The 13755-nt window shown below is 59.9% G+C and carries 10 protein-coding genes, 1 pseudogene and 1 other annotated feature; of the genes and pseudogenes, 4 read left to right on the top strand and 7 right to left on the bottom strand.

The genetic code is table 11. From position 1 onward, the window contains the following. Nucleotides 1-115: 115 nt before the first annotated feature. The 3 genes from V4T21_RS09135 to V4T21_RS09125 form a co-directional block, all read right to left on the bottom strand. Nucleotides 116-2023, bottom strand: a complete 1908-nt coding sequence (locus tag V4T21_RS09135; RefSeq protein ID WP_332715717.1) for a TRAP transporter permease — start codon at nucleotides 2021-2023, stop codon at nucleotides 116-118. 35 nt (nucleotides 2024-2058) lie between these two features. Next, on the bottom strand, nucleotides 2059-3054 hold the full coding sequence (locus V4T21_RS09130) for a TAXI family TRAP transporter solute-binding subunit (protein ID WP_220305749.1): 996 nt from the start codon (nucleotides 3052-3054) through the stop codon (nucleotides 2059-2061). Between the two features lie 879 nt (nucleotides 3055-3933). Then, complete coding sequence (locus V4T21_RS09125) at nucleotides 3934-5214, bottom strand: Rieske 2Fe-2S domain-containing protein (RefSeq protein WP_332715712.1); 1281 nt, start codon at nucleotides 5212-5214, stop codon at nucleotides 3934-3936. Between the two features lie 125 nt (nucleotides 5215-5339). On the opposite strand from V4T21_RS09125, the gene V4T21_RS09120 reads away from it, so the two are divergent. The 4 genes from V4T21_RS09120 to V4T21_RS09105 are packed head-to-tail and all read left to right on the top strand — an operon-like array spanning nucleotide 5340 to nucleotide 8930. Further along, on the top strand, nucleotides 5340-6287 hold the full coding sequence (locus V4T21_RS09120) for a PDR/VanB family oxidoreductase (protein WP_332715709.1): 948 nt from the start codon (nucleotides 5340-5342) through the stop codon (nucleotides 6285-6287). After that, entirely contained in the window at nucleotides 6271-7467 is a 1197-nt protein-coding gene (locus tag V4T21_RS09115; RefSeq protein WP_332715706.1) for a Gfo/Idh/MocA family protein, read from the top strand. The genes V4T21_RS09120 and V4T21_RS09115 overlap by 17 nt, the downstream gene beginning before the upstream one ends. 17 nt (nucleotides 7468-7484) lie before the next feature. Further along, nucleotides 7485-8477, top strand: coding sequence for an ABC transporter substrate-binding protein (locus V4T21_RS09110; protein WP_220305746.1), 993 nt, complete (start codon nucleotides 7485-7487; stop codon nucleotides 8475-8477). Between the two features lie 15 nt (nucleotides 8478-8492). Then, the gene (locus V4T21_RS09105) at nucleotides 8493-8930 is read left to right on the top strand and encodes a hypothetical protein (RefSeq protein WP_220305745.1); all 438 of its coding nucleotides are present in this window, start codon (nucleotides 8493-8495) and stop codon (nucleotides 8928-8930) included. Between the two features lie 33 nt (nucleotides 8931-8963). Here V4T21_RS09105 and V4T21_RS09100 read toward each other — a convergent pair whose 3' ends face one another. The 4 genes and pseudogenes from V4T21_RS09100 to tcuA all read right to left on the bottom strand — a co-directional run bounded on the left by V4T21_RS09100 (nucleotide 8964) and on the right by tcuA (nucleotide 13680). After that, nucleotides 8964-9443 carry a MarR family winged helix-turn-helix transcriptional regulator gene (locus tag V4T21_RS09100; protein WP_309207448.1) on the bottom strand — a complete coding sequence of 160 codons (480 nt, stop codon included), beginning with the start codon at nucleotides 9441-9443 and terminating at the stop codon, nucleotides 8964-8966. Nucleotides 9444-10420: 977 nt separating this feature from the next. Beyond that, nucleotides 10421-10938 (bottom strand): annotated as a pseudogene (locus tag V4T21_RS09090) (transposase); the annotation flags it as partial. Next, nucleotides 10521-10637 (bottom strand) — a sequence feature (AL1L pseudoknot). Its footprint overlaps the pseudogene before it by 117 nt. 224 nt (nucleotides 10939-11162) lie before the next feature. After that, nucleotides 11163-12284 (bottom strand): tricarballylate utilization 4Fe-4S protein TcuB, encoded by a 1122-nt coding sequence (tcuB, locus tag V4T21_RS09085; RefSeq protein WP_332715693.1) that lies wholly within the window; start codon nucleotides 12282-12284, stop codon nucleotides 11163-11165. After that, nucleotides 12274-13680 carry an FAD-dependent tricarballylate dehydrogenase TcuA gene (gene tcuA, locus V4T21_RS09080; protein WP_332715691.1) on the bottom strand — a complete coding sequence of 469 codons (1407 nt, stop codon included), beginning with the start codon at nucleotides 13678-13680 and terminating at the stop codon, nucleotides 12274-12276. The genes tcuB and tcuA overlap by 11 nt, the downstream gene beginning before the upstream one ends. Nucleotides 13681-13755: the final 75 nt, after the last annotated feature.

The raw sequence follows: 13755 nt of genomic DNA, 5'->3' as shown, positions 1-13755 counted from the left end.
ACTGTCCGGGGAACGCCTCGTCCCAATGCGTCCCCTGGTGGAACGGGAGCGGAGGCCGCAACGGGGGTCTCCCGAAATACGGCCTCGCCAATGCGCAATCCTTCCGCTGCGGACCTTAGCGTTGTGAAATCGTGCGCTCCTGGTGCGCGGGATCTGTGGCCAGTTTCCTTGTCCGTCGCCATATGCCCAGCGCGATCGCGAGAACGGTCACCGGTATGGAAAGGAAAAGGTAGGGAGAGAGCGCCGCCGCAGCGGCCGCCAGAATCACCACCCGCACAATTGGCTTCAATTCGACTTCCAGAGCAAGCGCCAGAAGAGTCGTGGCCACGATGCCGCCCAACGCGGCAACACCGATTTCCAAGGCACTGCCCTGGGCCAGCAAGGCTTCGTTCCATACGAAGAAGAACGGGAGAATGAACCCGATGGCGGCCAGCTTCACCGACGTGACGGCAATCTTCATTGGGTCTTCATCCGCGATTGCGGATGCGGTGTATGCTGCCACCGCGATAGGCGGCGTCAGGGCGGAGAGCAGGGCGAAGTAGAGCAGGAACATGTTGGAGGCCAGCAGGGGCAGCCCGACGACCGTGAACGCCGGACCGACGAGCACGGCCGCAAGAATATAGGCGCTGGGCGTGGGCATCCCCAGTCCCAGAAGAATCGCGATGCCGGCGGCGAGCAACAGGACGACGAAGGGGCCCGAACCCGACAGCATCAGGACAAGGCTCGACGTCTTGAGGGCAAGGCCGGTCATCGTCAGCCCGCCAATGATCAATCCCGCTGCGGCGCAGGCGCCGGCCACCGGCAACATGCGGATGGTCGCCTCGCCCAGCCCCTCCAGCATCTTGCGCGGCGTCATCCGGGTCCGCTTGGTCAGCAGGGACGCGACAACCAGGGCAACCGTGCCGTAAACGGCGACGTAGGTGGGCGTATAGCCCATCAGCAGGGCTACGGTGATCACCACGAGCGGTATGACGAACACCCATCCCGTCTTCAGGGTCTCCTGCACCGGGTCGACGTCCTTGACGCCTTGCAGTCCCTGGCGAACGGCACGGAAATGCACCTGCAAATAGACGCCGATATAATAAAGGATCGCCGGAATCAGCGCCGCGAGCACGACGTTCCGATAATCGATGCCGGTATACTCGGCCAGGATGAATGCGGCCGATCCCATGACGGGCGGCATGGCGGCTCCACCCGTCGAGGCCGCGACCTCGACAGCGCCCGCGAAACGCGGGGAGTATCCGAGCCGCTTCATGATCGGAATGGTGATGGATCCCGTGGTCGCCACATCCGAAGTCGGACTGCCCGAGATCATTCCGTACATGCCGGACGATATGACGGCGATCTTGGCCGGGCCTCCGGGCGAGCGGCCCGTGAGCGCCGCTGCGAGCTGGAACATGAATTCGGCGCCTCCCGCATGAGACAGGACCGAACCGAACATCACGAACAAGAAGACGTAGCTGGCTGCCACCTGGATGGGTACGCCGAATACGCCGTCGGTGGTGTACATCAGAACGTCGACAAAGGAACCGAAGTCGATGAACCCATGGCCGAGCGGGGGCGGGATCAGGTGTCCCCAAAGGTTGTAGGCAAGGAAAATGAGCAGGACGATCGTAAGCCCGATGCCGGTTGTCCGCCTGGCCGCCTCGATGGTCAGGGCAAGCAGGAGCGTGCCGAAGAAGAGCTGGTCGCCGGGCAGTGGCCGGAGGAGCGTGATATGATTGGCCAGGTCAGCCCTGATCGTAAAGAAGTAGATGCCGCACGCGACGCTCGCACCGCTCAGGACCCAATCGGCAATGCCGATCCGGTCCGTTGATGTCGAGGTCGGACCGACCGTCAAAAACAGCAGGGCATAAATGCCGCAGACGAACAGAATGCCGATCAGCAGCGCATCGGGCAGCGCAAAGATGTTGGCATATACAACGCCGACGGCAAAAATCGCGGCAGCAACGGTCAAGGTTTGACGCGGCACGCCGTCGAAAGATCGACGGCGGCCGGTTCCGACGAGTTTGGCCAAGGCCATTTACCCACTCCTCCGGTTGTTCTTGGAAACGGAAACTATTCGATCAGGCCCGCTTCCTGGTATGCCCGCAGGGCGCCATCGTGGTGCGGCACTGCGGTCTCCCGAGTGAGCAGCGTGGTGTCCAGGTCGGCCATTGCCGGATGGACCGAGCGTATTGAGTCGAGATTGTCGATCAGCGCCTTGGTCAGCGTGTAGGCATCTTCCTCGCTCATCTCCGCGCTGGCGATCAGAACGGCACCCAGAGCCAGGGTCTCGATGGCTTCGGGCTGGTTCTCATAGGAATCGGCGGGAATCGTGAACTCGGCGATCGAGAATTCCTCGGCGATCTGCGCCCTGACATCGGCCGGAATGCTCAGCAGTTTGATGTCGAGTGCGTTCTCGATTTCCCGGATGGAGCTGTGACCGACGAAAACACCGTTCGCGTAGAGATCGACACGACCGTTCTGGAGCAGGCCGGCCTGCTCGGACGAACCGGCCTGAACGACTGCTCCGCCCCATTGGGCGATCGCTTCGTCGTCGGCGCCCGCCGCCGCCATGATGGCAGACGCAATCTGGCCGGTGATATTGCCGGCTCTGTTTACTGTCATACGCACCGGAACCTGCGCGGCAGCAAAATCGTCCACGGAATCGACTTCATGCTCTTCGGCAAAGCTGCGCGTCGTGACGAACTGCATGGGTGCCCAGTCGTAAAGGTAGCCGATCGTGCGTAGATTTTCGATCGGCGCACTGAAGGGCTCGCCACCCTGTGCCGCGATAGCAAGCTCGGCGTCGTGGATAAGTCCGATTTCGGCCCTTCCTTCGCTGATCATTGCGGCATTGGCAAATCCGCCGCCGGTAGTCTGGTAGGTAATCGTCGAGTTTGGATCGTTTGCCTTCACGACGGCATCTAGACCCGCGCCAAGAAGCGTCCAAAGTCCTCCGGGGCTGGCGCCCGCGAGTGTGAGATTGAGCGACTGCGCAGTCGCCGGCAGCACCGGCGCCACGATAAAGGCGAGGGATAGTCCGGTCAGGGTAATTCGCGATAATGGCATCTGTTCCTCCCATTGGAAATCTGAGCTTTTGCAGAAATCTCGCTGCCGGATAGCTCCGCTCCGCGGCCGGCAGGATCAACGTTATGGTTAGTTTCCTAAGCAGTCAAGCGCGATGGTTTCAAAATCCGCCGCGGTCCGGCCGTGATGCGCCCCGGGGGGGTGTATAAGGCCAACGCAGCCAAGACTCATGGGTCTCGACACAGTCCTTGCCGGCTCCCGGAGCCGACAAGGAGAGAAGGGGGCGTCTCGCATTATTCGCCTGGAACCCATGTGCGATTGTAGGCCCCGACCTCCCGGTCGCCATTGATCGAACTCGATCAGGTCCTGGGCGGTGGCGGCCAGAGGCACCAGGCTGGACGCTGCCAGCAGCAGGCCCGTGAAGACATTCCACCGGCGCCGCGCTGTCGATTAATTGAAATTCAACATGGAACTTCCCTCCTCCGGAAGTGGTCTGTGACGATCAGATCGGCGTTCCCCCCCTCGCGCCAATTTAATTAGTTTGCTTACTTAGTTATATGTGTCAAGCCACCCGTTGGCCGAATTCCGAGGCAAGGGAACTCTGGGCGATCGCCTTCATGGAGCTGTTCTGGATTGGCAGAATCGGCCTCGTCCATCTTTCGCTCCTGCGGCCTTCGCTTTTGCCTAACTTCGGCCCGGGGTTCCGCATGAACCGGGATTGTGAGGGGAAGCGGTCCGCTTCCATCGGGCTGTGCGCGAGGAAACGAGAAATGTGGCGGGAAGGGCGGTTGCGTTCCTGTCGTGGCGGGAGGAGAGCTGCCGGCTTGCAGATATGTCGTTACAAATCGCAAGGCTGCGACATGCCAGCAGACCTTTCGGCCGCGCGGGCCGAAAGGTCTTTTTGAGGCAGGGATGGGCGGCTTATTCGGCCGCGACCATTTCATTATGATTGACGAGAGTGCGCCAATCAGTCGTTTTGGGGAACACGCCCTCGCGCGACATGATCCGCGAATGCGGCAGCCGGGGCTCTTCAGTGCCGATGGCCTTGCCGCCTTCGGCGACCTTCCGCGCAGCATCGACCATCAGACGACGGAACTCGACGATGGCGAGATCGGATGCCCCGAGGATATCGTTGGTGCGATCGACGATCGGCCCCATGGAAACCCACATGACGATGTCCTGATTGGGAATGCCCAGAACGCCGGTGAAGTTGCCCTGCTTCATCAGCTCGCGATCCTGGAGGAAGTTGTTCTCCAGCGTGCGGCGCGAGCGCCATTTCTCGTCCAGATCGACTCCCTTCTCCGCATGGTTGAACTTGCGCCACTCCTCGGTGGTGGGGCATGCCGTGCCACCCCACGCGATGAAGTGGAAATGCGTGGTCTCGTCGTCGACAGGGACGATGACGCTGGCGACATTGTAGGAGCTGTTGGGCGGAATCAGCGAGTAATATGGCGCAATGAACTCGGTGATGCGCAGGTAGTCATGCGTGGCTGCATTCTTGATCGGCTTGCGGATCGCCGCGTAGTGGAACCCGTAGCTCGTCGTCTGCGTCTGCATGCGCGGCGACTTGTCCGTCGAGGGGCGATACCACGACTTGTCGTCGGCTGCGGCGCCCTCGACCCTGGCCGGCACCATATCGGAGGAGTGCAGGCTCGAGGAATGCGCGCTGTCGATCTGGCCTTCGTGAATCTGCGCCCAGTTCGCAGGAACACGAATCTTCAGGATTGCCAAAGGCGTATCCACGGTAGGAGCAAAGGCGGGCGGGTCGAATTCAGGAACATCTTCCTTGTCGCCGAACCAGGCCCAGACGAATCCGCCCCATTCCTTGACGGGATAGGCGCGGTGGCTCACCTTGTTGAGGAGGGGACTGCCTTCCGGCTCCGACGACATGGCGATGACCTTGCCGTCCACATCCATTTTCCAGCCGTGATAGAGGCAGCGCAAACCGCACTCCTCATTGCGTCCGAATACGAGCGAGGCACGCCGGTGCGGACACAGCTCATCGAGAAGTCCCACGCGGCCATTGGTGTCGCGAAAGGCGACGTACCTCTCCCCGAGTGCCTCGACCAGCAACGGGGTGCCATCCGGCTCGGCGACCTCCTCGATAAGGCAGACCGGTGTCCAGTGCTGGCGCATCAGGCGTCCCATCGGGGCGTTGTTCGATACCCGACACAAAAGATCGTTTTCTTCGGAAGTAAGCATCGTCTCCATCCCTCATTAAGTTAGGAAGCTAAGAGTTTAGTGCATCTCAATTGCGAAGTCTAGGCATTGACAGAAATTAGTTAGGTAGCTAAGTGAATGGAAAAAGCAAGCTGGATGGTTTTCCCGTGATCATAACCGACGACGATCTTATCACGATGACCGTGAGTTCGCGCCGCGAATTGACGCCGAGTATCGTGGAGTTCGTGCTCAAGCCGGAGGAGGGGGGCAGCTTGCCCGAGTACGGCCCGGGCGCCCACATAACCGTGGAAACCCCTTCGGGGGCGATGCGCCGCTATTCGCTCGTCGGCGGCGAGGCGAACACCTATACGATCGCGGTCAAACGGGAGCCGGAATCGCGCGGAGGCTCCCAATCGATGCATGATGAGGTCGCTGAAGGGAACAAGCTCCGGGTCGCTCCTCCCGAGAACGAGTTTTCTCTCGGTCCCGCGCCCGACTATCTCCTGATCGCTGGCGGCATCGGCGTTACGCCGATCTATGCAATGGCCAAGCGTCTCAAGGAGCAGGACAAGCCGTTCCGGATAATCTATGTGAGCCGCAGCCCGCAGGATGCCGCCTATCTGGCCGAAATGCGCGACGCCTTCGGCGACCGGATGATCGTCCATCACGACGAGGGCGATCTCGAGCGAATCTACGATTTCTGGGATCATTTCGAGACGCCCCAGCCGACGCATGTCTATTGCTGCGGGCCGAAGCCGCTCATGGAGGAGATCAAGGCGATTTCGGGCCATTGGCCCGAGGGACGTGTCCATTTCGAGGATTTCAAACCCGTCGACATCGTCCGCCCCGACGACGTGGCTTTCGATGTGGAATTGGCCAAGTCGGGCAAGACGGTGCACGTTCCTGCCGATCGTTCCATACTCGAGGCCGTACGCGACGCCGGTGTGCGGACCGTCAGCTCCTGCGAAAGCGGAACCTGCGGCTCATGCAAGACCCGGCTTCTTGCCGGCGATGTGGACCATCGCGACATGGTGCTCATGGATGAGGAGAAGGACAACACAATCATGATCTGCGTGTCCCGGGCAAAGAGCGGGAATCTTGTCGTTGACCTCTGATTCCCGAGCAATTTCGAATCCCGTCCGATTGGGCGTTATAGGGCTGGGGCGGGCGTTCATGCTCATGCTGCCCGCCTTCCGCTCGGATTCCCGTGTCCGCCTCGTGGCCGCCTGTGCGCCGCGGGAAGCCTCGCGGCGTGCTTTTCAGGCGGAATTCGGCGGCCGCGTCTACGAGAATGTGGAGGGACTCTGCGCCGATCCCGAGGTGGAAGCGGTGTACATCGCCACGCCGCACCAGATGCATGCCGACCACGCGGTAGCCGCCGCCGCGGCCGGCAAACATATCTTGCTCGACAAGCCCTTGGCCGTGGAAATGGCGGATGGACGGCGCATCGTCGAGGCGGCGGAGAAAGCGGGCGTCGATGTGATCGTCGGCCCCAGCCACAGCTTCGATCGCCCCGTGCAACAGGCAGGGGATCTGATTCGCAGCGGCGAGCTTGGCCGGGTTCGCATGATTCAGGCCTTCAACTACACCGATTTTCTCTATCGGCCCCGGCGGCCGGAAGAATTGCGCACGAACGAGGGCGGGGGTGTCATTTTCAGCCAGGGCGTGCACCAGATCGATGTCGTGAGGTTCCTCGCCGGAGGCGTGGGGACCCGGCTGGCGGCGATGACCGGCGCCTGGGACCCCGATCGTCCCACCGAAGGCGCATACAGCGCTTTGATGAGCTTTCAAAACGGGTGCTTCGCGACCTTCACATATTCGGGTTACGCGCATTTCGACAGCGACATCTGGATGGACGGGATCGGAGAGCTCGGGCAACGGAAATCGCCCCAGGGCTATGGCGCGGCGCGCAGGACGCTGGCGACGGTGCTCGATGCGCAGCAGGAAGCTGCGCTCAAGACGACCCGTACATACGGTGCCGGCGACGCACCCAAGCCGGCGGACCAGTATGAACATTTCGGACCGATCGTTGTGCTGTGCGATCGCGGGGACATTCGCCTGGTTCCCTCTGGATTGCACGTTTATGGCGACTTTGAACAGAAATTCGTGCCCGCGCCGACGTTCGAGACAGCGCGCACCGAAGTCATCGATGCGCTGGTCCAGACCGTCCGGCACGGACATCCGGCCGTACAGTCCGCCAGATGGGGTCTGGCGAGCCTTGAAGCTTGCCACGCCATCATCCGTTCCGCAGAGACAGGGACTTTCGTCGACCTCGTCGAGCAGGTGCCCGTATAACAATGAGGGGAGAATAAATGAGCAATCTCAATCTATCGCTTGCCATGGGTGATTACGACCGGACCCGGCCGATCTATGACGGCCGGGTGAAGATCGACGGGGTCGATCCGGTCTGCATGCTGCTTTCGCCCGAGGAGATGTTCTTCAGGGCATTCCGGCACCAGGCGTTCGACATCAGCGAGCTTTCGCTCTCTTCCTATTCGATCTCGGTCGCGCGCGGAGAGCCCCATTATGTTGCGGTTCCCATATTCCTCTCGCGTGCGTTCCGCCACACGTCCATATACATCCGCACCGACAAGGGCATTTCCACGCCGGCGGACCTTCGCGGACGCCGTATCGGAATCGCGGAATACCAGCTATCGGCCAATGTCTGGGTGCGTGGAATTCTCAAGGACGAGTACGGCCTCGGCGCCGAGGACATCGTCTGGGTCCGCGGCGGCATGAATACGGCGGGGCGTCCCGAAAAGATCAAGGTCGACCTGCCGCCGAACGTGAAGGTCGAGGAAGCCCCTCAGGGCGCCACGCTGAACGCCATGCTTGCCGCTGGCGAGATAGACGGGTTCATAGGGCCGCGCGCGCCTCTGTGCTACGACGAGGAACACCCGCATGTGGGGCGCCTGTTCACCGACTCGATCGGCGCGGCCGAGGACTATTTCAGGCGCACCGCCATCTTCCCCATCATGCACGTTCTGGGTGTGCGGCGCCGTCTGGCAGACGAGCATCCGTGGCTGCCGGGAGCACTGCTGAAGGCTTTCACCCGCTCGAAGGCGATGTCGGATGCTGCGCTGGCGGATACTTCTGCAACGAAGGTCACCATGCCGTTCGTCGAAGACAATCTTCGTCGCGCTCGCAACCTGATGGGCAACGATATATGGTCCTACGGCGTCGATCAGAACAGAAAGGTCCTCGAGACGTTTCTCGGCTATCACTATGAGCAGGGGCTCTCTCCCCGAAAGGTCGATGTGAACGAGCTCTTTCACCCTGCGACCCTAGAAAGCTTCAGTCTCTGAACCATGACGAAATTTGTGCCAGGCGACATAGTCGAAGTCGAAACACCGCGTGGACATGCCTATGTCCAGGTTACCCACAATCATCCCTCCTACCCCGAGGTGGTGCGGGCTCTTGCCGGACCATACGAACAGGGCGCGGATGCGGCCACCCTTGCCAGGCTCGATACGCGCTTTATCGCCATGATCCCCTTGGCCGCAGCCGTCGACATGGGATCCGTTTCTGCGCGCCTGATGGGCAACGCTCCCGTACCGGACGCGCTGAAGGCTTTCCCCAAGTTCAAGATGTCGATACTCGACAAACATGAGGGCAAGCGGGAGAACGTGGCCTATTGGTGGTTCTGGGATGGCGATACGCTCAGCTACGACGTCGATCCTGGGCCTGAAATCGAGGATATACCCCCGCGTGAGGTCATGTCGATCGAGGAATTTGTGAGGACAATCAGTCCGCCGTAAGCTTCGGGAGCGGTGGAGGCCAAGAGTGGGATGTTAACCCAGATGGACGTCTTCGTCGAGGTGCTTCAAAATATTATTTTGAATTGATTTCAAATATTGAAGCAAGAGACCACGTTCATTGATGGAGAAACCTTCAACAGATGCATCTACGACCTCCTTCGCAAGTGGCATAAGGATATTTTCCAACTCGCGTCCGCGACCGGTCAAAAAGACATTTATTTTTCGTCGGTCCTCGTCGTTTCGCTTTCTCTGAACTAATCCAGAAGCTTCCATCGTTCTGATTGCGCTCAATGTCGTCGGCTCCATAGTGCCGACCAAAAGGGACAATTCTCGCTGAGTTTGCCCGTCCTTGTGCCACAAGGCGCGTAGAAAATACCACATGCCGGGTGTTACCCCATACGGCGCAATCTTCTGGTGGAGGAGCCGCTGTATAAGCCGATGAGTAAGGCGAGCTTGGTAGCCGACACTTTGCTCGAAAGGCAATTTGATGTTTTGAGGTGCTTTGCCAGCCACAGCGTTCTGGTCTTTCTGCTCATCAGTCGAGCCTTTGTCCCTCGGAGTTCCACTCTGAAAAGTGGTTGGAGTGGCTCGGCTTCCGCATTCATGAGCTATATTCGAGCCCACAACGCGTAATCTAGCTTTTGATTCGTTGCTCCAGTTCGAGTGACGTTAATAAATATCTCTTACTGGTAGGTTATCGCCCTAGGCATAGAGTGTGACGTTGCCCCACGGACCTAATCCAGTTTGAAATAGACTCTGGCCCATCGAAAAGGACCAGAGATGAAGCGCAACAGGTTTAGCGAAGAACAGATTATCGGTAACCGGCCGGGTTGGACACTCGCGGCTCGGCTGGCTCACCCCAACCGAATACGCAACCACCTTTACCCCACGACGGGACCTGGCGCTGCGCTCAATGGCCAGCTCCACGCCAGCCCCCGTCTTCCACCAGGTTCAGCAGGGCCAAAACAACCCCCGGAGTCTACGTCACGCTGGATAAAAGATGGGGGCAACGTCATCTGGAACGCACCCTACAATGGTCCTCATCCCAATTTGACGAATAGCTTTTGTGATACAAAATGCGGAATATTGTGTTACACGTAGGTTGTGGAAAACGTATCATACTGTTTATTTTCCAAGCTTACGACGAGGGTTCGATTCCCTTCACCCGCTCCATTCCTTCCAATGTTATGGTTAGATCGCTGTAATAATAGGATTATTCGGTGCAGCTTGCGCTGATGGGCTTGAAGAACCTGGAATTTGGCATTCTTCCATGTTCTCACTTGCCCTACATTGTCAAACTCCGTCCAGGCCGACCAGAAGGTCGAGGCCGGCGACGTGCTTGATCCCGGCCTCACCGTGATGGGCTACAGTGCCGGGTAGCGCATCTTGCAGATACTTCGATGCTTCCTCGCGATCACGTGGCAGTGCCCGCAGTTTGTAATCAGCAAGAATTGTCTGAACACCCAGACCGTTTCGCAGCACCTCAACAGGACCCGCATGACCTCAGGCTTGAGGGCTTCATCGCGCTGGGCACGAGCCGACAGCCGCGAGGGATCGCGGCGTTGGGCAACATGTTCATGATAGGTGAAACGGGGTTCACTCCAGAACTCTGCAGATCGGCTTGACCCCATAGTGCCCACGATGCTCGTCGATAAAGGCGATCATCGCTTCAGTGGGAGGCCGAGCTCCGCCTGGGCGAAATATGCGGAGGCTTTGCGCAGGAACTCGCTGACGCGGACCTTCGGTTCGTTGGCCTGCCGCAGCTCCCGGTTCTCTCGCTCCAGAGCTTTGAGCTTCTCGGCCACCTCGCTGGGCACGCCGGCACGCCGGCCACCATCGACCTCGGCCTTCTTCACCCAGTCGTTCAGGGTGTGGGCCGAACAGCCAATCTTCTGGGAAACCGAAACCACGGCCACCCAGCGCGACGGTACTCCCCGCCATGCTCCAGCACCAGTCGCACCGCCCGGGTCCGCACCTTGGGGGGAAACTTGTTCGTTGTCTTGCTCATCAGGCTCTATCCTACCTGGGAGTTAGAGCCTCCGACAGTTCCGGGGCGGTTCAGGCCTCGTCCATAGCCCCCATCATTGGCAGCCAAGTGTCAAGACCTGCGAGAGATCGGCGCAGCAACGACGCCACTTAACAACAGCCACGCTGGCGAGAGGATACGGTATGCATTAGTGATAGAGCGCCATGTCTTATCCGCCTCTGGCTTCGTCCTGTTATAGTACGCTCCTATTGCTCTCGCGTTTGTGCGTCGCGAACGAGGGCTGCGAGGCGAAAGGGTACGTGCACCATTTTGGTGTAGGGAAGCGTAAGATATAAAGCGAGTACGGTACCCAAATGCCCGATCAGCAACGGCCGGACACCAACCGTTCCGGTTGCGGCGTATAAAGCTAGCCCTGTTGCCGCTACTGCGGTCAAGAGGACGACGAATGCCATTTCGCCGCCCCATACGGCGGGAGCGCCAAGCGACTTCTCGGCCCGCAGCTTTAAAGCAATGAGGGCCACTCCTCCAAATGTCATGATGATCCCGCCGGGAACGCCCAGCAGCTTTGGAATGGAAAATGGCCCGTACGGCGCTTCCAGGCCAAAGACGTAGTGAAGCACCGTCCCGGACATCGTGGATGCAAGGCAAAGCAAAAATCCCCACATCACCGCTTGGTGGGCCCAGCGGCGGGCCATGGTGTAGCGGTCTTCGCGCTCGTAGTTGCAGCCATCGGCGGCACCCCCCGAGAGGTTCTTCAGGCGGCCTGCATCGACCATGGCCGAACGCAGATGCTTGATGGTCACCCGTTCGCCGCCGACTGCACGCCAATATCGCCACACGCCGGCAATGATGATGATCATGGGCAGGAAGGTGGCCGTCATGAACAGGGACGCCATCACCGTATGCGAGATGACGGCGTAGAACCCTTCGCCGCTCTCGGGACGCAGGGCATAGGCGATGGTCAGCATCACCACGATGGCGGCGAGAAGGGTGCCGACCAGGGCTGAACCGCTTTTCTGGAACAGCTTTGCGAGTCCATTCGGCCAGATGAAGCGCTCCCAGCTCTCCACCCGCACCTCGGCCAACGCGCGGGGCAGGTTGAGGTCGAATTCGTGCGGCGCGGTGTACTGGCAGGCGTAATAGCAGCCCCGGCAATTGTGACAGAGATTGGCCAATTGCGTCACCTCGCCATCGGAAAAAGCGCGGCTCAGGGTCATGGCCGGAAACACCGAGCAATAGCCTTCGCAATAGCGGCAGGCATTGCAAATCTCGAGCTGGCGGCGCGCCTCGTTTATGGCAGCGTCCGCGCCGGTATCGAAATCGACGGCCGTGCGATTGCTGAGCGTTGCTAGGGCATCAATTGACATGGGCTGCGGCCTCCCTGCCGGCTGTGCGTCCGAAGACGGTTCCAATGGTCATGCCGAAACCGGCGAGATAGCCTTGGCCAAGGATCGAGCCGGCCATGATTTCCCCTGCTGCCCAGATATTATCGTACCGGCCGTTACTCCCGCTGACCCGGGCGCTGTCGTCGACCTTGAGGCCAAGATAGGTAAAGGTCACGCCGGGCCGCAGTGAATAGCCGTAATAGGGGGGCGTATCGAGCGGTCGCGCCCAGTTGGTTTTTGCCGGCTCGACACCCTGGGTCGCGAGTCCATCGAGTTCGGTCGGGTGGAACGTGCCCGGTTGGCAGCCAGCGTTGAAATCCTCGACCGTTTTGGTGACGGCCCCGACCGGCAGTCCGAGCTTTTCGGCAAGTTCGGGGATGGAATTGGCCGAAACGGCCGGAAATACCGATGGCATGAACAGGTTGATGCTCTTGGAGTCGATGAGGGAATAGGCAACCTGATCGGACTGGGCGGCCACGAGGCGGCCCCAGATGGCATAACGCTTCGGCCAGACGTCTTCGCCCTCGTTGTAAAAACGCTGCCCCTCCTGGTTCACCACTACGGAAAAAGGCACGCAGTCGAGGCGGGTGACGATGCCGCCATCATATTTGGGGGCACGGCCATCGATGGCCACGGCATGGCACTGGGTGGGGTCGCCGACGCTTTCGGCGCCGGAGTCCAGCATGTCGCGCAGCACTTCGCCACGGTTGTAGGGCGTGCCGCGAATGAGAAAGTTGCGGGCCGCCGGTCCCCAGGCGCGAGCCAGCCAATCGATATCCGCCTGAAAGCCGCCCGAGGCTAATACCACCGATTTGCCCGCTATTTCGAGGTCTTCACCGGCGATGCTCAGCCGTACAGCCTCAAAGGCATCGTCGCGAATAATCACGTGGGCGACCTTGGCCTCGTAGGCCACGGTCACGCCCAGGTCGATGGCGGTATTGTAATAGGCGTTGACGAGCGCCTTGCCTCCCCCAAGGAAAAAGGCGTTGGTCCTCGACAGCGAAAGCGTGCCCGACAGGGAAGGCTGGAACACCACGCCATGTTTCTCCATCCATGGCAGGCATGATTCAGAGGTTCGAATCGCCAGGCGCGCCAAGTGTTCGTCGGTCTTTCCCTTGGTCACCAGCATCAGGTCGTGAAGATATTCTTCCTCCTCATAGGCGCCAGTGAGAACCGAAAGCGGGCCTGTGTGCATGCAGCGAAAATTACGGGTGTGACGCGAATTGCCGCCCCGATATGGCTTCGGCGCGCCCTCGAGCAGGAGAACCCGAGCCCCGGCCTGGGCGGCTTCGATCGAAGCGCAAAGCGCGGCATTGCCGCCCCCCACGACAATTACGTCCCAGGTCTGCTGGCTCAATTTTCGTAGATTGTTCGACAAGGGGCATCATCCATATTCACTCGAACTTTTATTTTGTATACATACGGATACAATAGGGTGCAATACATCGATTGT

The organism is Pelagibacterium mangrovi, from assembly GCF_036662815.1.
Classification (GTDB): domain Bacteria; phylum Pseudomonadota; class Alphaproteobacteria; order Rhizobiales; family Devosiaceae; genus Pelagibacterium; species Pelagibacterium mangrovi.
The sequence above is the reverse complement of the archived record's forward strand: the minus strand, read 5'-3'. Positions and strand labels throughout refer to the sequence as shown.

Coding starts and splice junctions, on each gene's coding strand:
- V4T21_RS09135 (WP_332715717.1), bottom strand. CDS start 2,023: ATGGCCTTGGCCAAACTCGTCGGAACCGGCCGCCGTCGATCTTTCGAC.
- V4T21_RS09130 (WP_220305749.1), bottom strand. CDS start 3,054: ATGCCATTATCGCGAATTACCCTGACCGGACTATCCCTCGCCTTTATC.
- V4T21_RS09125 (WP_332715712.1), bottom strand. CDS start 5,214: ATGCTTACTTCCGAAGAAAACGATCTTTTGTGTCGGGTATCGAACAAC.
- V4T21_RS09110 (WP_220305746.1), top strand. CDS start 7,485: ATGAGCAATCTCAATCTATCGCTTGCCATGGGTGATTACGACCGGACC.
- tcuB (WP_332715693.1), bottom strand. CDS start 12,284: ATGTCAATTGATGCCCTAGCAACGCTCAGCAATCGCACGGCCGTCGAT.